This window comes from Porphyromonas crevioricanis (assembly GCF_900476255.1).
GTDB classification, from domain to species: Bacteria; Bacteroidota; Bacteroidia; order Bacteroidales; family Porphyromonadaceae; genus Porphyromonas; species Porphyromonas crevioricanis.
The window spans coordinates 1,856,269-1,875,210 of sequence record NZ_LS483447.1 but is presented as its reverse complement, the minus strand read 5'-3'; the positions used below and the strand labels follow the sequence as shown (position 1 = coordinate 1,875,210).

Here is an 18,942-nt window from a genome sequence, read left to right as displayed (position 1 = left end):
GATATATTTTGATTGCCTTTAGTCAACCAAGGTCCAACGGTTAGAATCAGATGTAGTATCCTGTATCTGTCTTTCAGAGATTACAATGCTCTCTCTATGTTGACCGATGAATTCGAGCCGGCTGAGAGAGGTGAACAACTCTTCCAACATATGTAGCATGCCTTGTACGGCAACTAAGGACAGGTTAATTCTATTGTGATCATATGATTTATTTACCACTTCATCCAACAATTGTTCAAATGTTGATGGAGAGATTCCATTCCATTCGTGGAAATACTTCAACATTGTTTCTTTTTCTTTTATTGACAAAAAACAGAGGCTTGTCAATATAGTGCTGGCGAAAGATGTCAACGTTTTGACGATTTCGTATGGGGTGAGCATATGAGCCTTATTCCTCCACTCGAAATAAATCGTGGATAAGGCGTGGGAAAAATCTTTGCACAGTAGAAGTACGTTCTCGGCAATTGGGGTTCGGTCAGGTTGTGCAACTGTCTTCTCTACAATTTTCTTTACAGCATTATCTAGTATTGATATTTCTCGTGTGAAATCTGCCATATACTCATGCAGTCTGCTATGGGAAGCCATTGACACGGAGGGTGGAATATAATTCCCATCCAATGTATATACACCATCCTGTTTGCGAAGTAATCCAATGACAATGCTGTAGGGATAATTTTCCACTACACTCTTTCTGTTATTACGGGGCAGAAGAGTCAAGCGGTATGTCGGTTCAACATGTGGGTAGCGAGATGGCGTTTCATTGATGTCAGGGATACCACATGGATTTCTGTCAAAAGGCACAACATTCAGTAAAATATCCCACCCCTCTTCTGGGATTTCTCCTTCATTCTCACAAGGACAACTAATCTCACTCTCCGAATCTTCTAAAAGAATTAGGTATCCCCCAGGCGTAATACCCTTGTAAGATCTCAGGATGACAGATCTCTGTTCTCCATGCCCTGCAAGAGCAATGTCAACAGAACTACCGCCATCTGGTGCTGGAAGAAGTCCATAATGGAAAGGGGCTCTGAAAGTATTTGCATTTTGGAGGATACACTCCAGAAGATAATTTTCCGTTGCGATAAAATGATCAGGAGAGACACTCATCCCCAATTTCCAATTAATGGGGTGATATATTTTCTTTTCTTTCATATTCGGAGGAACTTACTTTTAGTATTCATTTTTCCGCACTCGCTTAGAGACAATCAAGTATTTCTCAATAACTTTATTTTCAAAAAATGATATTTCTGGGTCAATATATTTCCGAGGCCTAAAGAAAGATGGTTTCACATAGAAAATCCATCCGTAAGGATCGTCCATATTATAATATTCAATAGGATCCGTGAATTTCTTTTGATTGTAATCAGATACAATCAGCTCGAACCAATCCCCAAAAATCATGTCCTGCTTGGCTTTAGCCTTTAGACGGATTGGCTTTCGATCAGCTGGATTTTTGTAGATCTCTATCTCGTACACAAGCAGCTCTTCTGTATCGATTGGAGCCGATAGGTGCATCATGTTATTGGGCGTGTATACTCGCATCTTGTATATCTCGATGGGAATATTTAGATAAGAGCTAAATGCCTGAGAAAAAAGAGGGATGATGGCAAATGTCGTAATACAAGTTCCAGCCCAAACGCCGTAATGAAAATCGTTGGAAAAATTGAATAGAACAGAGAACAAGGCTAATCCAATGATAATCTGCGTGCTGATGAAGAGAAAAGAGAATCCAAAAGGGCGTCCGTTGAGAGGCTTGATATACTTCAATAGCAGGCGACTATTCACATACCCCAAAGGCAAATAAACTCCCTGAAGAAGGAGGTAACCATAAGGCATAAAATTAACATGAAGGAAGCCTAGCAGCCCAGGTGTTGCTATAAGCACACTTGATAGAAGAATGTAGAAGATAGCTTTTTTATCTCCTAGTAGTTTATTCTTTTGAGCGACTAACAAAACGACAAGCCCCAATATAAATGCTATGATTGGAGCAAGAAGATAGGTTGAGAATATTTTTATAATGGTGGGATTCATACTCTTTTAATCAACAAAAACCCTGTAGTTAAATGTCATTGGAGAGAGAGAGAGAAGTTTGCGATGGATATCATCTGCAATTTGTTGCTTCAGTTGAGTTTCCAAATTCTTATCCAGAGGGATGAGGTGGACATCGATTGTACGGATTAATCCCTCTGTGGGAGAATTCCCCAAAGCAATACCTTTTTCTATATTGACTCCAGAGATTATATCTGATAACTCTGATAGGCAAAAGCTTTTTATATCATTGTTTGTTACAATCTGATTCCGACTACCTAGAATATGTTTGAACCGCGCTATTCTTTCGCGTTCAGATGGTTCAGATGCTCCTCCTACAGTTGGAGTCACAAAAACTGCTCCCGAAACTTCCCCAAAAAGAGGCTCCTCGGGTTGTAATTGTATCCCGGCCCTGATACCATTAGCTAAGTTTCCCAATGTAGCCCAATACCGTACATAGAAATTACCGAGGATTTGTGGGGAGTCTAAAAAGAGATAGAACGGAATCCCTGATTCTGAAGAAATGCTCTTTGATTCTCTGCTTATCCTTGTTATTAGACGTTCGATGATGTAAGTGCTATCTGTATTATTTCCCAACTTGGACGAAGAGAATACACCCATTTCGTCTTCCAGTAGATTCTGAAGACGCTGCAAAAAATCTTTCGCATTTCGACGGTCAAAAGATTCACAGCCACCTTGCCGCAGGGTATATGTACAACTGTCTGTATTGCTTTTATATCCGTTTGCGGGGGTGTAAAGCCTGTTCTCTTCGTCAGATACATCTATGATGGATAAAAAAAGTTCATTGGGTTTGCCGGAGAGGGGTATTATGCCAAAATTTTTCTCAACTCTCGATACTATGTTGTATAGTTCTTTGTTGGCGACAGGAACAGTATTGATCATTATGAGGATGTCTTCCAATACTGTTGGAGTAAAATAAGGGGGAAACTCCACCTTGATCCATACTAAGTCAGTATTACAAATGTCCAAATATTTCATTTTTTCTTCCTCTGCCATGCGGAAGAGTACTTCTTCAGGGAGTACATGTAAATCCTCTTCTGTAATAATTAAATCATCCTGAATCGTTTGATAACCGGCTCTATAATATTCGAGGATTTGAAAGTTGATACGTGTATCGTACTCTTGTTTATCGAAAAAAGAGTTTAAAGAGTCTCCTGTTGAAGAGCTTTCTGAATACAAACCGGATTTTACTTTCATCTGGTTGTTTTCTAATGTCCATTTGCTTTGAGGGAGTAAGTGCAAATAGTCGTTTCTCTTATCAATATTCGGGAAATCAATATAGAAGGATAGGTGAAGTAAATTTTTGGGTCTAGTATCAAACTCTAATCCGATCCAAACCTTATTGTAGTTTTCCGGCGTTTGATCTGAGCGAAGTACGAGTTTCTTATTCATATCCGGGAGAATTTCGTAAACATCGCTTCCTACGATCAATGTCCTTATAGCACCTTTGTGTAATGGAGTTCTGCAAACAGGACGAAATGTGTAGCGCGTATTTTCCTTCCTACCTGGAAAGGGTGAAATAGCATAAAATCCGGTTGATGGGTCAGTGGCAAGAGATTCCGCGAGAGGCTGTATACAAGCAATTGCATGAGCTGGTCTGGCTCGAGCAACCGATTCTGGTAATAATACTTCACTTAGTCGTTGCATAGCACGAACCTCAATGTCTGCAATTTCATCAGAAAGGATATGCAATTGGGCAGACATAGCCTCTATCAGGAGACGGATAAATGGGTCCAGATTTTCTATCTTCCTTATTCCCCAAAAATCAAGAGCCGTACGAATCATCCGGTCTTTGATTTCTTCTTTACTTTCTCTATTATTAACTCTCATCTGTTGGCAAAAATACGTTATTCCTTTGACAAAGGGCCTAAATACAATCTATGGCGAAATCGACAAGGATCACCGTTAGACACCAGAGTGGCTGTGGTGTATATATCTACCCTCTTGCGGATATTTACATTGTCTGATAAAGCTTTGTGTAAGACATCTGTGATCTCAACACGGAAACTGCAGTTGGAAAGTCGTTTCTCATATGTGCCGATGGACTCTGATAAATATTCCATGAACTGGGTTTGCCATTTGTCTAATGACATGATTCGCTCAAAATCCATTTCCCAAATTGCCGTGCCATATCTTCGATCGAAGATATGTTCTCCTGGGCAAGTCATGATTAACAGACCGATGTGCTGATCAATAGATTCCATTTCCGAAACCTTTCTTGCATCACCTCTTTTTTCGTCCAGGAGCGCTCCAAAATCAATGGGGAGTTTATAATATCCGTTTGCCATATCTTACGCTGTATTCAAAATATCTGTTTATGTTTACACAAAGATTTTGTGTCTATAGCATACTTTTTATTCTTTCGATAGATATGGATCCATACTGAAAACATGTACACTTATAAAATCAGTATTTCTCAACAGTATATCACTTTGTTTCGTACACATATCGTGTAAGAGTTCTATATTCTCTCTTAATGGAAAAGATTTATTACTCATAGCATAATGACGCTGATGTGAAAAGCATTTGTTAACCCCTTTTTTATCCAACCAAAATCGATCGAAAGAGCTGAGGGTATCAAAAACGAAATAAACAATCCCAATATTTAATCCTGTGGGCCCTTCGAATGTAGCAACAATATCCATTAAAAGTCAATTCCTGAGGTTATAGTCTCTTCTCATCCTCCTTTTCTGTGCCGGAACTCCCTCTTGGACAGAAAACAAGGTGCTTGTCTGTTCTTTGTGTACCATTCTGAAGGATTGGTATCGAGTGTACTCTTATATCTGACTAGTTCTCCCTTTCGGTAACTGCAATAGAATCCAAGGCCATTTGTTTTTTCTGTCATTCCGAACCAATCCACACCCATGTCCTGTTTTTGTACGAAGTGGAAGTCATTGGTTGCAGTTGGTGTCTGTAAGGAGATCTGCCTGAAGTTTAAATCTGCCAATTCTCTCAATACATCGGGAGAGAAATATGCTGGCATATCCTGTAGTTTACATTGGAAACTATGCTTCTGCTGTAAATTTTTGTCGGCTATTCGTATATCAAGCATAAGATTTATTCCGTTGTCGTGGATCGAAATATCCACTGAGCCTTTTTCTACATTGGATAATCTTATCAGCTTTCCGTTGCCCATATTTACGAAAGAGTGCCCATTACTCTACTTGTCTACTAACGAAGACATGAGGTCATCGGGGCTTACTTCAAGACTACGTACTACCACTTTCACTTCATTAATCAATCCAACTGTTCTCAAATGTGAATTCATTAAGACGAACAGATCTCGGAGAAATAATTATGGAGGTCCTTGTTCCTTGGTTTGTAACCATTTCCTGTTGTATACTTATGCAATAAGCCTCTTTGAAGCTGATACGTAAAGGAGGTGTCCCCGTGTCATTTCGGAAGAGGACTTCCCCGTCTTTGCGCATCCATTGATTCGAAGCCCAAAGAAGTAATGCATCATCAGGTATCTGCGAAAGTCCTATCAAAAGCTTTCCTCCAAGTACCTCGGTCTGTGGTTCTCCTTTACCATCTGTTAGCTGTGTGAACGAAATACTGAATTGGTGTACATCGTACTCTTTACCCATAAATGATAGAACTGCATTTATGTTGCCATCGGGTTGTTGTAAGAAATTCTGATTCATAATCATAGAGAGGGGAGAGGATTAGATGTTTTTCCAATCATTCTCGATAATGATACTATTGATGATTAATTTCTTGGCATACAGTATAATGCGAGTAGAGGTATATGTGCCTCCAACCTCGGAATAGTTAATATCCATTCCAATGCAAGCTGCTGTAGTAAAGGATATCTTTTGAAGAGGAGTATCGTTCATATCATACAGAACAATGGTCCCATCTTTATATTTTCTGGGATTCAGCATCCAATCGATAATCTCATTGGGGGGAAGGTTGGCGAAAACCAGCTGCAATGTGCCACTTCGGACCTCTCCTTGAACCTTTCCATGTACATCAACGGCTTGGTCAAATGAATAACTGAATTTCTCCAGTTCCATCCCCTCCATGAGCAATCCTTTTATACTTGCATCGTTCAGAGAGCCGATGCGAAGAAAACTTCTATGTCCAAACATAATCTATGCTGTTTTGAGGGAAATGGTTTCCCATACTAATTCTTGTTTTTCAGATAGCGCGCCATGTAGCATATCACCTGGGTTGAGTTTACCCGACAAGATCATACGAGAGATAGGGCGTCTCAAGTAGTTGCGAATTACACCCGACACTTGTCGTGCTCCGTATTTGGGAGTAAAGCCTTTAAATGCCAGCATCTGTTTTGCTTCGTCCGAGAGTTCAATATCCATATTTTGCTGTTTAAGTAACTTTCGGAACCCATTGAATTGTATTTCAAAGATTTGCATGAGAATGCTCTCTCCGATCGGGGCAAAAGGAACAATTTCAGATAATCGTGCGAGAAATTCTGGACGAAAATAACTGCTCATTATTTCCATCATTTGGAGAGTTGTGGGTTGTCTTCCTTCTGACAACTCCTGAGCAATCCATTCGCTGCCAACGTTGGACGTAAAAATAATAATAGCATTGGAGAAGTCTCCCTCTTTACCTAAACGGTCATGCAATTTTCCTTCATCCATAATCTGAAGGAATGTATCATAAACCGATGGATGGGCTTTCTCTATTTCATCAAAAAGGACGACGGCATAAGGCTGCTGGCGGATTTTGTTCACCAATAGTCCTCCTTCCTCGTAACCAACATATCCCGGAGGAGCTCCATAGAGTAGGGCTGCCGAATGTTCCTCTTTAAATTCAGACATGTCAAACCGAATCATCGCCTTTTCATCGTTGAATAGAGCTTCCGCCAGAGCCTTGGTCAGTTCAGTCTTTCCAGTACCAGTAGGACCAAGTAGAAAAAAAGACCCAATAGGCTGTCCTGGTTTGTTCATCCCACTACGAGATTCCAAAATGGCATCCGTCAAAGATTTTAGTGCATGATCTTGCCCTACAACCCTTTTTCGGAGAAGATCCTCCATATTCAGCAAACGTTCTTTTTCTCCAGCCTGTATCTTGCCGATAGGTATGCCTGTTTTGCTTGCTACAACTGCAGCGACATGGTCGCCGGTAACACATTCTATTTTTTCTTTTGCAAATGATCCTAACTCTTCTGCCAGTAGAAATAAACAATCAAACATTTGGGCTGAATCTGCCGATTGTTCCACATTGTCTGCACAATTCAGGGTACATCGTATGACAGGACTGATGCGACTTGTGGTTTCTTGCCACAAGTGGTGCAATTTGTTTGATAAATCCTCTTCAGACATACCTATCCTGTGCGTTTCGAGTTCATTCAATTCTTGTGTCAATCTTAATAAATCAGATTCTACAGTCTCATTGACCATTTTTACGGCAGACATGGTCCGGTCAAGTAAGTCGATAGCAGAGTCAGGAAGACGGCGGTCTTTAACATAGCGTTTGGCCATACGCACACATTCCGAAAGAGCTATTTCATTGACATCTAGTTTATGGTATTCACGATATTTTTTTAGTAACAGCTTGACCATTACCACGGCATTATCAATGGATGGCTCTGTAAGTTGTAATACCTCAAATCGGCGGTTAAAAGCATGATCAGGTTCAATTTGTTTGCGATATTCGTCAGTTGTAGTTGCACCAATGACCGTTAAATCTCCTTTGGAAAGTTCTGGTTTTAAGATGTTGGCTGCCCCACTATTTCCTTGCTTGACATCAAGTAGGATGTGGATTTCATCAATAAAAAGTATAACACGGTCTAATTGCCTAAGCTCTTTGATGATATTTTTGAGGCGGTCTTCAATTTCTCCCTTATAGGTGGCTCCTGCAATCAGAGCTCCACAATCCAACTCCCAAATATCTGTTTCGAGCAAGAAAGAGGGCACATTCCCTTCCACAATGCCACACGCCAAGCCTTCTACCATTGCTGTTTTTCCTACACCAGAATCACCGATTATCATCACATTCGGTTTTCCCTTTCTACCAAGAATTTCCGTCATGTGCCGCATCTCCTTGTCTCTGCAAACTACGGGATGTACCTTGCCTTCTCGAGCTTCAGCTGTTTTGTTGATACAGTATTTTGTTAAATGTGTCAAAGGAACAGTTGAAGATTCAACAAAAGGTGCCATGGCTTGAGAAACCTGTTGGGGAATGGTACCTCCCTGAAGGAAGACATCTAAAATATCCTTTTCTCGAATGGGAAATGATTTCAATTGGTCAGCAGAAAATGCTACTTCGGGTTTGGCTATGGCACAAAGCACACAAATCGGATTGATTTGTAGGAGGCCAAGTTTTAACCGTACGTTGTCGGCTTCCTCAAACAATACGGGAATCCGTCCATCTGGTTCAATTTCAGTTACACCGGATAGCTTTTCACTCATTTCTATATGTACCTCAGCCCATTCATCAAGATAAAGAGGATCTTTCCCAATGGATTCAATGAATGAAGCCAGACCAACCTCCTTGTGTAGCAAGGCTTTTAGAAGATGTGCCGGAGTATAGGTCGCATTACCATACTCCCTGACCAAGGATTTTGCTATCCTTATGCCTGTTTGAACTGATTCGTCTAAATTCAGAAAGTCCATGGTCGGTTCTCGTATTCTGTTGTTTGACTACCACAACGCTAAATCCTCAGTTGTTCTTTTTGAGGAATCGTTCATGCCAAAGATACGCGAAATTGGCATATTACCATGAATGAAAGATTTAAATATGCAGTCTGTAGACTCCATAAATAAATGCAACACTAGGGTAAGTTTTGCAAGAAGCATTCGAAAGACGTTCTATAATCGAGTCCCTTCCTTTACCTATGGTTCAGTATGTCCTCTATTGGGTGAATCTGTTTACGTGTTAAGCCTTTGGAGGAAGAACCTTTAGGGACATATCATCGAATGAGGGCGTTTAGATGTTCGATGTGTGGTTTGTCAACAGAAGTATATGATCCTTCCGAAAATCTTCCCCAGAGAAAAGTACCAATTATTGGCCTCAATAGCTATATATGTGGATATAGAGAAGCTGTTTTCCTCAACTATTAGATCTTCATTTTGTTTAAATGCGAATGAATAGATACAATTATAGTGGTACCAAGAAGAAAGAAAATCGAGAGCCAATCCAATCCCCGCTATAGAATTTTCTCCATTAATAAATTTGTTAATATCACAGATTGGCTCTGTGTAAAAATAATTTTTCTTGCCTAGCTGATGCTCTTTTTTTGAGAGTGTATACTCTACTAATAATTTAATAGTCTTCATTTTTTGATGTTTTTACCATTTTTCCGACTTGCGGTTCCCCTCGTAATGTCCCATTCTGATCCACATATATATCTATTTTTTCCGTCTTAACTTCAGCACCATTATTTATTACTTCTCTTAGCGCCTCTAATGCCATTTCTGCTTGTTCAGAACTTTTGCCATCACAGTGTACCCATCATCACCATTTGCAGCTCTATTTAATCTGTCATTGGTATAATGCTCACCTCCCATCTGTCTCTGATCCTTACTTAGCGGTATTTCCTTTGTTTTACCACCATTCCAGAGCTTATCTTGTTGGGTGAAAATAACCTTTTTCTCCAATGGTAACAGCTTCAATATAACAGTCTGGATTCTCTGTCCCCTCTGGAGCATAAACAGCAATCCCATACTTATATGTTGTAAAGCCCATATATTCCTCCTCTTTTGTATTTGAGTCAAATTTTTTCATATAGGTTAAACTTTCGGAGTAAGACATAGACAACAAATCTACTCCCTCAAAAAAGGCCTCACAAGAGTCAGATAAAACAATATATTTCAGAAGGAAAGATGTATTTAGATACCCTAATACTAATCCGTTTTCAAAATAATCATTCGTTGATAACTCATCGTTCTCAACATTCTTATTTTCTACAGAATCAAATGTTAGGCTATTTAATATTGTTCGGTTGATAGTATCACGTTTCATTCCAAACTTTAAGTTTCCAACGCCTATAAATGGCTTAATATCATATTTCATATTTTACTCTATTTTGTGATTTTATTTATACCACTCTTCTAATTGCTTAATAGCCTCATCATATTTATCACCAAATTTTTCTCGAATGTCCTGAATATCCATCTCAAATGCCTCCCTAAACTTCCCTTGTTCGATCAAAGTTCTTTGCCTTTCTTGGTACATTTTAGCCCCACTAATATTATCCCAAGATGCTGTTTTCTTATGATCTGAGGTCTCCATAGTTATGGCACCGCCGTTTCCTCCTTTATTTCCCGCCGCTTGACACGGCATATGGTGGTGTTGTTCTATTGTTTCTCTTTTCTTTCCAGTAGCTATGCTACTATCAAAGTCCAAATCTTTATGTGCCCCCCCAAGTCTTTTCTCACTCTTGATTGGAGGTTCCAGTTTCGGCACCATTGCTTTGTCCAAAGCTTTGGCTGCATCTGCTGCATCATCCAATTTGTCGGCAGCCTTGGCTATATCAGCTGCATCATCCAGCTTATCCAACGCTTTGGCGACATCAACAAAATCATCTGCCTTGTTTGCTATTTTGGCAACATCCACCACCTTATCGGCAGCTTTTACGGCTGTGAGTGCTGCGGCTCCTCCTGCGGTGGCAACCTCCGTTCCCACCTCGAACAGCACCTGCCCGGCAAAGTCTCCCCATCCCTCGGCACTCATATTGGCAGCCTTGTCAGCAAGGGTTTCCAACATGGCCCTGTTCTCCTGTTGTGCTGCCAGAAAGTCCTGCGAGGTCGTCAGTAATTAGAAAGAGGCATGTTTATCGATAGTCAAAAACCCCAATGAGTTTTATTTTTTTTGATAGAATATCCTTTTTTTGCTCGTAATCATACAAAAATATAGCGCAATTAGAATCTGACATATCACACGAAATTTTATGAATAAAATTTTCCGAGTATGAAAAATCAACAAGATCGGAGATAGTTAATGTTTTTTCAACAAATAGCGTTTCCATAAACTGATTATCAATAAAATCAGCATCCAAGTCTTTCATTAAATCAGAGAACATATCTCCTTCTTCGGTGAAATGTTCTTGAATATATTCCTCTAAATATGTCTTTGATGGGAAATTTGCCACAAGGACTGAAACTTTATTTTGTGCTCTCATATTTATATATTTTTACTCGAAAAATCCGCTTGGTAATTTTTTACTTCCTCCTTCTAATCGTTTCTCAGACCAACTAATCAATTTTTCTTTAAACTCTACATAGGAATTGGAACTATCGATTAAATCAAGAATCTCATTGTGGGCTCTGATTGAACCAGGTCCTCCGTGTATTCCTGGAGGATTTTTGAAAATCACATCATCTACTTTTGTCCTTAGTTTTTTTATGTCATCCATACTAACACCCCATTTCTTAAATATATTTGCTCTTGAACACATCAGCCATTCGTGTAATCCTCCTGGATACCGTATACGTGACTCTATTTTGCTCCTCAGGCCTTCATCTTTCCATATTCTTTCAAAATCTTCAAGAGGTAAGTCGTCAAACCATTTACTAAACTCTTTGATTCCTGGAATACTTTCAATATTCTTTACCGGCATTTCCAGCTTGGGCACCTTTGCTTTATCCAACGCCTTGGCTGCATCTGCTGCATCATCCAATTTGTCGGCAGCCTTGGCTATATCTGCAGCATCATCAATCCTATCCAATGTCTTGGCAGTATCCAATACATCATCGACCCGATTGGCAACCTTGGCAACATCCATCACCTTATCGGCAGCTTTTACGGCTGTGAGCGCTGCGGCTCCTCCTGCGGTGGCAACCTCCGTTCCCACTTCGAACAGCACCTGCCCGGCAAAATCACCCCATTCCTCGGCACTCATATTGGCAGCCTTGTCGGCAAGGGTTTCCAACATGGCTCTGTTCTCCTGTTGTGCTGCCAGAAAGTCCTGAGGGTTGGCCAACAAATTTACGGCAGAGTTACGGTAGATCCAGGTTCCGGCCTTACCGACCAGAGAACCGAGAGAATTCAAAATCTCTCCATCTTGCTTCAACTGGTCAGCGAATCCAGCCGGATTCAGTAGCATATAAGGGAGCGAGTGTTTTCCTGCCCAGACTGTCAGATCAACGACTCCCGTAACTGTACCTTTGAGTCCTTTCCAAAGTCCTTTGCCCAAGCCTTTACCGAAATCGATGGCCTTACTCCAGAAGCTGCGTTCTTGTTCTTGCGAGGCACCGCAGGCAGCCGATGCAGCTGTCAGAGTATAGAAAATCCTAATCCGACCACCCAGTGAACAGAGTAACTCACTGTTTTCGAGTAGAAGAGGATTCCCTCCCAGGCGAATCTTCTCTGTTACATTGACCCAGTCTATAACGGGAGCTGTACAAGGCGACCCATTGCAGCAGGCACAGGCACCGAACGGATCGAAATTGACTGCCAATACCTTGTCCATCCGAGTGCACATATGCTCGCCCATAATGACCGTTTCTCGGTAAGAGAGGCTTCGCAACTGCGAAGGCTTCACTCCTTTGTCACAAACCAGCCAGATTCCTTCAGGGACAATCTTTTATCTCCGACGCCGAATGACCGAAATTTTCTTCGCGAAGAAAAAATATTTTGTTGGCGAGGTAATTTTATTTTCTTGCGCCACAAAATTTCAAGACTTCTACAGAGCAATTCTTCGTTGAAATAAAAATACAGCCAAACTCTCTCGGGAACATACTTTTCGGCACTCATACATCAATCTCTTCGAGGAAATGGAATACGAATAGCTTGTAGTCATCCGTCTCGCTAAGTCACACTACAGCTCAAAACTAATTTTCGGACAATCTTGTAGTAATTTTTGTTTTGCTTGCTCAATGATTTCTATTCGGGGAATCTCCGTTTGTTGGGTATGCCAGTTGTTGATAGGCATATTCATCAACTCGTTGTCCGGTGTATAGTCTGGCAATCCAATCCTCTGGCGGATGTTTAGCCATAAGAGTATTTCTATCGGAAAAATGAAGTAATCCGATGACGGAAAATCCGGAGTACGGTCTTCATATTCATTTTCGTCTGATTCTGCGATATGGAAGTCCGTAAGGTCATTTATTATCTTTGCCAACAATGTAGTATCTGTTGTATCCCAGCACTTTAATGCTTCAATATAAACGCCCATATCCTTAGGGTAATTGAGTCTGCTGTAGTCAAGCTCTATTTTTTGCCATTTACAGAAGATTTCCAATATAAACCATGGATGCTTGTACGCTGGATGCCAGCCTTCGTACTGCTTGCCATAAAGCATTCTAATTAATAAACGTCCATAGTTTATAGCCAATTCGTCCCACCCTAACAGTAAGGCCTGAGCCATGTGCTTGATGGCTTTATGGAATTCAATGGAGCGTTTGTACCTTCCGAAAATCTTCCCCAGAGAAAAGTACCAATTATTGGCCTCAATAGCTATATATGTGGATATAGAGAAGCTGTTTTCCTCAACTATTAGATCTTCATTTTGTTTAAATGCGAATGAATAGATACAATTATAGTGGTACCAAGAAGAAAGAAAATCGAGAGCCAATCCAATCCCCGCTATAGAATTTTCTCCATTAATAAATTTGTTAATATCACAGATTGGCTCTGTGTAAAAATAATTTTTCTTGCCTAGCTGATGCTCTTTTTTTGAGAGTGTATACTCTACTAATAATTTAATAGTCTTCATTTTTTGATGTTTTTACCATTTTTCCGACTTGCGGTTCCCCTCGTAATGTCCCATTCTGATCCACATGTATATCTATTTTTTCCGTCTTAACTTCAGCACCATTATTTATTACTTCTCTTAGCGCCTCTAATGCCATTTCTGCTTGTTCAGAACTTCTGCCATCAGTGTACCCATCATCACCATTTGCAGCCCTGTTTAATCTGTCATTGGTATAATGCTTACCTCCCATCTGTCTCTGATCCTTACTTAGCGGTATTTCCTTTGTTTTACCACCATTCCAGAGCTTATCTTGTTGGGTCGTTTTGACTTCTGCCTTTACCATATCTCCCGTTTGGGAGTTTCTGGCTACAATATCTACACCATTGCCAGATTTATTTTGTACCGCATAAAACTCATCATACCCTAAAGAACGATAATAATCCTTTGCAATAGTTTCGCCAAAGTCTCCTAATTTTTCACCCTCACGTAAGCGATATTTTTTATAGTCGAAAAGAAATTCGTCTATGTTTTTCACTGGAGGTTCCAATTTCGGCACCATTGCTTTGTCCAAAGCTTTGGCTGCATCTGCTGCATCATCCAATTTGTCGGCAGCCTTGGCTATATCTGCAGCATCATCCAGCTTATCCAACGCTTTGGCGGCATCAACCACCACCTTGTCGGCGGCTTTTACCGCAGTCCAGTGCAACGGTAAGTAAAAACTTTCAAATAACATGTAAAAGAACACTTTTACGGCAAGTCTCCACGATCGAGGACTAAATACAAAAGGTCTTATTCCTCGGTTGGAATATCATCTAAATTTAATGGAACATCATCTAAATCATTTTCAATTATATTTATAAAATAATTGGCGTGTGGCTCACTTATATAGTTTAATATACAGTCAAAAGGTGAAAATTCTAAATCATTGGGAGTTGTATACTCTGCAATAACAGGTTTCCCATAAAAAATAGAATTATATTTTAAGTCTAAACTACATTTCCAGTTTCCACCGATGTTTTTCCTTATAACTTCACCTAGATAAGCTGCCAAATCATTAATCCTGTCATCATCAGCATTAATATTGCTCGTTGAAATGTATTTTTCTAGATCACTCAAACTTTCCAAAGAAAAATCTAAATTATATCCTTTGTATGCACTAATTTCTAAAATGTTTTCAATATAATCATCTATCGAAGACAAGAAGGTTTCAAACATTTCTTCTAAATCTCGTCGGGGTATTTTTTTTAAATTCATTATAATTATTTTATTGTATTTTGCTTCCTATATGATAATCAATTCCAGCTTTTTCCAATGCGTCTATAAAGTTCTTTGATGCGCCCTTTTCCAATATATATTCAACTTTATAACCCCTCTTGACTAACCAAGCATCTTTTTGAATATCTATTTTTGCTTGTTTTGTTAAGCTAACTTTACCGGTCTTTAATTGCCCCAAATATTTGCCATTACTTATATCTATTTGTCGATTTGTAAATTTGGTTTTTATTGTTTCACTATTACCTCCAAATCGTTCTCTATAAGCCTTTTCTCGTTTTAAGCCAAATTCAGCATTCCTCATATTAGCATCATACTGCTTGCTCCACCTATCATAATCCCATTTACCTCCTCTTTTTTTGTATGCTGTCCACCGTGCAGCCTTATGTTCCGGCGTATTTGGAACAAGTTTTTTTGTTTTTTTTACCGGCATTTCCAGCTTGGGCACCTTTGCTTTATCCAACGCCTTGGCTGCATCTGCTGCATCATCCAATTTGTCTGCAGCCTTGGCTATATCTGCAGCATCATCAATCCTATCCAATGTCTTGGCAGTATCCAATACATCATCGACCCGATTGGCAACCTTTGCCACATCTACCACCTTGTCGGCAACTTTTACGGCTGTGAGCGCTGCGGCTCCTCCTGCGGTGGCAACCTCCGTTCCCACTTCGAACAGCACCTGCCCGGCAAAATCACCCCATTCCTCGGCACTCATATTGGCAGCCTTGTCGGCAAGGGTTTCCAACATGGCTCTGTTCTCCTGTTGTGCTGCCAGAAAGTCCTGAGGGTTGGCCAACAAATTTACGGCAGAGTTACGGTAGATCCAGGTTCCGGCCTTACCGACCAGAGAACCGAGAGAATTCAAAATCTCTCCATCTTGCTTCAACTGGTCAGCGAATCCAGCCGGATTCAGTAGCATATAAGGGAGCGAGTGTTTTCCTGCCCAGACTGTCAGATCAACGACTCCCGTAACTGTACCTTTGAGTCCTTTCCAAAGTCCTTTGCCCAAGCCTTTACCGAAATCGATGGCCTTACTCCAGAAGCTGCGTTCTTGTTCTTGCGAGGCACCGCAGGCAGCCGATGCAGCTGTCAGAGTATAGAAAATCCTAATCCGACCACCCAGTGAACAGAGTAACTCACTGTTTTCGAGTAGAAGAGGATTCCCTCCCAGGCGAATCTTCTCTGTTACATTGACCCAGTCTATAACGGGAGCTGTACAAGGCGACCCATTGCAGCAGGCACAGGCACCGAACGGATCGAAATTGACTGCCAATACCTTGTCCATCCGAGTGCACATATGCTCGCCCATAATGACCGTTTCTCGGTAAGAGAGGCTTCGCAACTGCGAAGGCTTCACTCCTTTGTCACAAACCAGCCAGATTCCTTCAGGGACAATCTTTTATCTCCGACGCCGAATGACCGAAATTTTCTTCGCGAAGAAAAAATATTTTGTTGGCGAGGTAATTTTATTTTCTTGCGCCACAAAATTTCAAGACTTCTACAGAGCAATTCTTCGTTGAAATAAAAATACAGCCAAACTCTCTCGGGAACATACTTTTCGGCACTCATACATCAATCTCTTCGAGGAAATGGAATACGAATAGCTTGTAGTCATCCGTCTCGCTAAGTCACACTACAGCTCAAAACTAATTTTCGGACAATCTTGTAGTAATTTTTGTTTTGCTTGCTCAATGATTTCTATTCGGGGAATCTCCGTTTGTTGGGTATGCCAGTTGTTGATAGGCATATTCATCAACTCGTTGTCCGGTGTATAGTCTGGCAATCCAATCCTCTGGCGGATGTTTAGCCATAAGAGTATTTCTATCGGAAAAATGAAGTAATCCGATGACGGAAAATCCGGAGTACGGTCTTCATATTCATTTTCGTCTGATTCTGCGATATGGAAGTCCGTAAGGTCATTTATTATCTTTGCCAACAATGTAGTATCTGTTGTATCCCAGCACTTTAATGCTTCAATATAAACGCCCATATCCTTAGGGTAATTGAGTCTGCTGTAGTCAAGCTCTATTTTTTGCCATTTACAGAAGATTTCCAACATAAACCATGGATGCTTGTACGCTGGATGCCAGCCTTCGTACTGCTTGCCATAAAGCATTCTAATTAATAAACGTCCATAGTTTATAGCCAATTCGTCCCACCCTAATAGTAAGGCCTGAGCCATGTGTTTTATCGCTTTATGAAACTGGATGGTTTCATTATATTTCTCAACATCTTTGCCTAAGAAGTAATCCCAATTAACAGACTCTAATGCAAAAATTGTAGACAATTCCAATCCATGAGAATCTATTTTTTTGTTATTTAGGAAATTAAACATAAATTCCCAATGAAGCCAGGTTGATATTCTCTCAAATTTTAACCCAATTATGGATCTACCTTTCACTCCTTCTATGAAGTTTTGAATATCTCTCATTGAATTGGTGTAATGCCCATTGTGCTTATCTATCTGGTGCTTTTTTTTCTTTAAAGCATATAACTTCAGTTTCTTAAACTTGTCCATATATTCTTTTTTTACCATTTTCTAATCTGAGGCTCACCTCGTAGTCTTCCGTTCTGATCCACATATATATCTATCTTCTCTGTCTTAACTTCAGCGCCATTATTTATTGCTTCTCTTTGCGCCTCTAATGCCATTTCTGCTTGTTCAGAACTTCTGCCATCAGTGTACCCATCATCACCATTTGCAGCCCTGTTTAATCTGTCATTGGTATAATGCTTACCTCCCATCTGTCTCTGATCCTTACTTAGCGGTATTTCCTTTGTTTTACCACCATTCCAGAGCTTATCTTGTTGGGTCGTTTTGACTTCTGCCTTTACCATATCTCCCGTTTGGGAGTTTCTGGCTACAATATCTACACCATTGCCAGATTTATTTTGTACCGCATAAAACTCATCATACCCTAAAGAACGATAATAATCCTTTGCAATAGTTTCGCCAAAGTCTCCTAATTTTTCACCCTCACGTAAGCGATATTTTTTATAGTCGAAAAGAAATTCGTCTATGTTTTTCACTGGAGGTTCCAATTTCGGCACCATTGCTTTGGACAAAGCTTTGGCTGCATCTGCTGCATCATCCAATTTGTCGGCAGCCTTGGCTATATCTGCAGCATCATCAATCCTATCCAATGTCTTGGCAGTATCCAATACATCATCGACCCGATTGGCAACCTTGGCAACATCCATCACCTTATCGGCAGCTTTTACGGCTGTGAGCGCTGCGGCTCCTCCTGCGGTGGCAACCTCCGTTCCCACTTCGAACAGCACCTGCCCGGCAAAATCACCCCATTCCTCGGCACTCATATTGGCAGCCTTGTCGGCAAGGGTTTCCAACATGGCTCTGTTCTCCTGTTGTGCTGCCAGAAAGTCCTGAGGGTTGGCCAACAAATTTACGGCAGAGTTACGGTAGATCCAGGTTCCGGCCTTACCGACCAGAGAACCGAGAGAATTCAAAATCTCTCCATCTTGCTTCAACTGGTCAGCGAATCCAGCCGGATTCAGTAGCATATAAGGGAGCGAGTGTTTTCCTGCCCAGACTGTCAGATCAACGACTCCCGTAACTGTACCTTTGAGTCCTTTCCAAAGTCCTTTGCCCAAGCCTTTACCGAAATCGATGGCCTTACTCCAGAAGCTGCGTTCTTGTTCTTGCGAGGCACCGCAGGCAGCCGATGCAGCTGTCAGAGTATAGAAAATCCTAATCCGACCACCCAGTGAACAGAGTAACTCACTGTTTTCGAGTAGAAGAGGATTCCCTCCCAGGCGAATCTTCTCTGTTACATTGACCCAGTCTATAACGGGAGCTGTACAAGGCGACCCATTGCAGCAGGCACAGGCACCGAACGGATCGAAATTGACTGCCAATACCTTGTCCATCCGAGTGCACATATGCTCGCCCATAATGACCGTTTCTCGGTAAGAGAGGCTTCGCAACTGCGAAGGCTTCACTCCTTTGTCACAAACCAGCCAGATTCCTTCAGGGACATATTTCTTTCCAGCCATAG

19 protein-coding genes are annotated in these 18,942 nt (G+C 40.8%); all 19 read right to left on the bottom strand.

Annotated features, from left to right (window positions below):
* Positions 1-18: 18 nt before the first annotated feature.
* Positions 19-1,152: a hypothetical protein gene (locus DQN70_RS08235; RefSeq protein WP_023941041.1), complete on the bottom strand. Its 1,134-nt coding sequence runs from the start codon at positions 1,150-1,152 to the stop codon at positions 19-21.
* Positions 1,153-1,170: 18 nt separating this feature from the next.
* Positions 1,171-2,031 carry a TssN family type VI secretion system protein gene (locus DQN70_RS08230; RefSeq protein ID WP_036887810.1) on the bottom strand — a complete coding sequence of 287 codons (861 nt, stop codon included), beginning with the start codon at positions 2,029-2,031 and terminating at the stop codon, positions 1,171-1,173.
* Between the two features lie 6 nt (positions 2,032-2,037).
* Positions 2,038-3,741, bottom strand: coding sequence for a hypothetical protein (locus DQN70_RS08225; RefSeq protein WP_231968822.1), 1,704 nt, complete (start codon positions 3,739-3,741; stop codon positions 2,038-2,040).
* Between the two features lie 155 nt (positions 3,742-3,896).
* A complete protein-coding gene (locus DQN70_RS08220; protein WP_023938956.1) occupies positions 3,897-4,337 on the bottom strand; it encodes a GPW/gp25 family protein in 441 nt (146 codons plus the stop codon).
* A 389-nt stretch (positions 4,338-4,726) separates the two neighbouring features.
* A complete protein-coding gene (locus DQN70_RS08210; protein ID WP_036887802.1) occupies positions 4,727-5,185 on the bottom strand; it encodes a hypothetical protein in 459 nt (152 codons plus the stop codon).
* Positions 5,186-5,282: 97 nt separating this feature from the next.
* A complete protein-coding gene (gene tssD, locus DQN70_RS08205; protein ID WP_036887898.1) occupies positions 5,283-5,693 on the bottom strand; it encodes a type VI secretion system tube protein TssD in 411 nt (136 codons plus the stop codon).
* Positions 5,694-5,714: 21 nt separating this feature from the next.
* On the bottom strand, positions 5,715-6,140 hold the full coding sequence (gene tssD, locus DQN70_RS08200) for a type VI secretion system tube protein TssD (RefSeq protein WP_023941035.1): 426 nt from the start codon (positions 6,138-6,140) through the stop codon (positions 5,715-5,717).
* 3 nt (positions 6,141-6,143) lie between these two features.
* Entirely contained in the window at positions 6,144-8,633 is a 2,490-nt protein-coding gene (locus tag DQN70_RS08195; protein WP_023941034.1) for an ATP-dependent Clp protease ATP-binding subunit, read from the bottom strand.
* Between the two features lie 336 nt (positions 8,634-8,969).
* Positions 8,970-9,296, bottom strand: coding sequence for a hypothetical protein (locus DQN70_RS08190; protein ID WP_042226163.1), 327 nt, complete (start codon positions 9,294-9,296; stop codon positions 8,970-8,972).
* Positions 9,297-9,582: 286 nt separating this feature from the next.
* Positions 9,583-10,032 carry a hypothetical protein gene (locus tag DQN70_RS08180; RefSeq protein WP_042226158.1) on the bottom strand — a complete coding sequence of 150 codons (450 nt, stop codon included), beginning with the start codon at positions 10,030-10,032 and terminating at the stop codon, positions 9,583-9,585.
* Between the two features lie 21 nt (positions 10,033-10,053).
* The gene (locus DQN70_RS08175) at positions 10,054-10,725 is read right to left on the bottom strand and encodes a hypothetical protein (RefSeq protein ID WP_023941025.1); all 672 of its coding nucleotides are present in this window, start codon (positions 10,723-10,725) and stop codon (positions 10,054-10,056) included.
* A gap of 67 nt (positions 10,726-10,792) precedes the next feature.
* The gene (locus tag DQN70_RS08170) at positions 10,793-11,140 is read right to left on the bottom strand and encodes an immunity 22 family protein (protein ID WP_036888631.1); all 348 of its coding nucleotides are present in this window, start codon (positions 11,138-11,140) and stop codon (positions 10,793-10,795) included.
* A 12-nt stretch (positions 11,141-11,152) separates the two neighbouring features.
* Positions 11,153-12,520, bottom strand: a complete 1,368-nt coding sequence (locus DQN70_RS08165; RefSeq protein ID WP_262510158.1) for a DUF4280 domain-containing protein — start codon at positions 12,518-12,520, stop codon at positions 11,153-11,155.
* Positions 12,521-12,778: 258 nt separating this feature from the next.
* Entirely contained in the window at positions 12,779-13,675 is an 897-nt protein-coding gene (locus DQN70_RS08155) for a hypothetical protein (protein ID WP_111759365.1), read from the bottom strand.
* A complete protein-coding gene (locus tag DQN70_RS08150) occupies positions 13,662-14,387 on the bottom strand; it encodes a hypothetical protein (protein WP_111759364.1) in 726 nt (241 codons plus the stop codon). The genes DQN70_RS08155 and DQN70_RS08150 overlap by 14 nt, the downstream gene beginning before the upstream one ends.
* A gap of 56 nt (positions 14,388-14,443) precedes the next feature.
* Positions 14,444-14,908, bottom strand: coding sequence for a hypothetical protein (locus tag DQN70_RS08145; protein WP_042226304.1), 465 nt, complete (start codon positions 14,906-14,908; stop codon positions 14,444-14,446).
* A gap of 10 nt (positions 14,909-14,918) precedes the next feature.
* The gene (locus DQN70_RS08140; protein ID WP_262510157.1) at positions 14,919-16,301 is read right to left on the bottom strand and encodes a DUF4280 domain-containing protein; all 1,383 of its coding nucleotides are present in this window, start codon (positions 16,299-16,301) and stop codon (positions 14,919-14,921) included.
* 258 nt (positions 16,302-16,559) lie between these two features.
* The gene (locus tag DQN70_RS08130; protein ID WP_111759386.1) at positions 16,560-17,444 is read right to left on the bottom strand and encodes a hypothetical protein; all 885 of its coding nucleotides are present in this window, start codon (positions 17,442-17,444) and stop codon (positions 16,560-16,562) included.
* 11 nt (positions 17,445-17,455) lie between these two features.
* Positions 17,456-18,940, bottom strand: a complete 1,485-nt coding sequence (locus DQN70_RS08125) for a PAAR-like protein (RefSeq protein ID WP_111759362.1) — start codon at positions 18,938-18,940, stop codon at positions 17,456-17,458.
* Positions 18,941-18,942: the final 2 nt, after the last annotated feature.

Coding starts and splice junctions, on each gene's coding strand:
- DQN70_RS08235 (WP_023941041.1), bottom strand. CDS start 1,152: ATGAAAGAAAAGAAAATATATCACCCCATTAATTGGAAATTGGGGATG.
- DQN70_RS08230 (WP_036887810.1), bottom strand. CDS start 2,031: ATGAATCCCACCATTATAAAAATATTCTCAACCTATCTTCTTGCTCCA.
- DQN70_RS08220 (WP_023938956.1), bottom strand. CDS start 4,337: ATGGCAAACGGATATTATAAACTCCCCATTGATTTTGGAGCGCTCCTG.
- DQN70_RS08210 (WP_036887802.1), bottom strand. CDS start 5,185: ATGGGCAACGGAAAGCTGATAAGATTATCCAATGTAGAAAAAGGCTCA.
- tssD (WP_036887898.1), bottom strand. CDS start 5,693: ATGAATCAGAATTTCTTACAACAACCCGATGGCAACATAAATGCAGTT.
- tssD (WP_023941035.1), bottom strand. CDS start 6,140: ATGTTTGGACATAGAAGTTTTCTTCGCATCGGCTCTCTGAACGATGCA.
- DQN70_RS08195 (WP_023941034.1), bottom strand. CDS start 8,633: ATGGACTTTCTGAATTTAGACGAATCAGTTCAAACAGGCATAAGGATA.
- DQN70_RS08190 (WP_042226163.1), bottom strand. CDS start 9,296: ATGAAGACTATTAAATTATTAGTAGAGTATACACTCTCAAAAAAAGAG.
- DQN70_RS08180 (WP_042226158.1), bottom strand. CDS start 10,032: ATGAAATATGATATTAAGCCATTTATAGGCGTTGGAAACTTAAAGTTT.
- DQN70_RS08175 (WP_023941025.1), bottom strand. CDS start 10,725: ATGTTGGAAACCCTTGCTGACAAGGCTGCCAATATGAGTGCCGAGGGA.
- DQN70_RS08170 (WP_036888631.1), bottom strand. CDS start 11,140: ATGAGAGCACAAAATAAAGTTTCAGTCCTTGTGGCAAATTTCCCATCA.
- DQN70_RS08155 (WP_111759365.1), bottom strand. CDS start 13,675: ATGAAGACTATTAAATTATTAGTAGAGTATACACTCTCAAAAAAAGAG.
- DQN70_RS08150 (WP_111759364.1), bottom strand. CDS start 14,387: ATGTTATTTGAAAGTTTTTACTTACCGTTGCACTGGACTGCGGTAAAA.
- DQN70_RS08145 (WP_042226304.1), bottom strand. CDS start 14,908: ATGAATTTAAAAAAAATACCCCGACGAGATTTAGAAGAAATGTTTGAA.
- DQN70_RS08130 (WP_111759386.1), bottom strand. CDS start 17,444: ATGGACAAGTTTAAGAAACTGAAGTTATATGCTTTAAAGAAAAAAAAG.
- DQN70_RS08125 (WP_111759362.1), bottom strand. CDS start 18,940: ATGGCTGGAAAGAAATATGTCCCTGAAGGAATCTGGCTGGTTTGTGAC.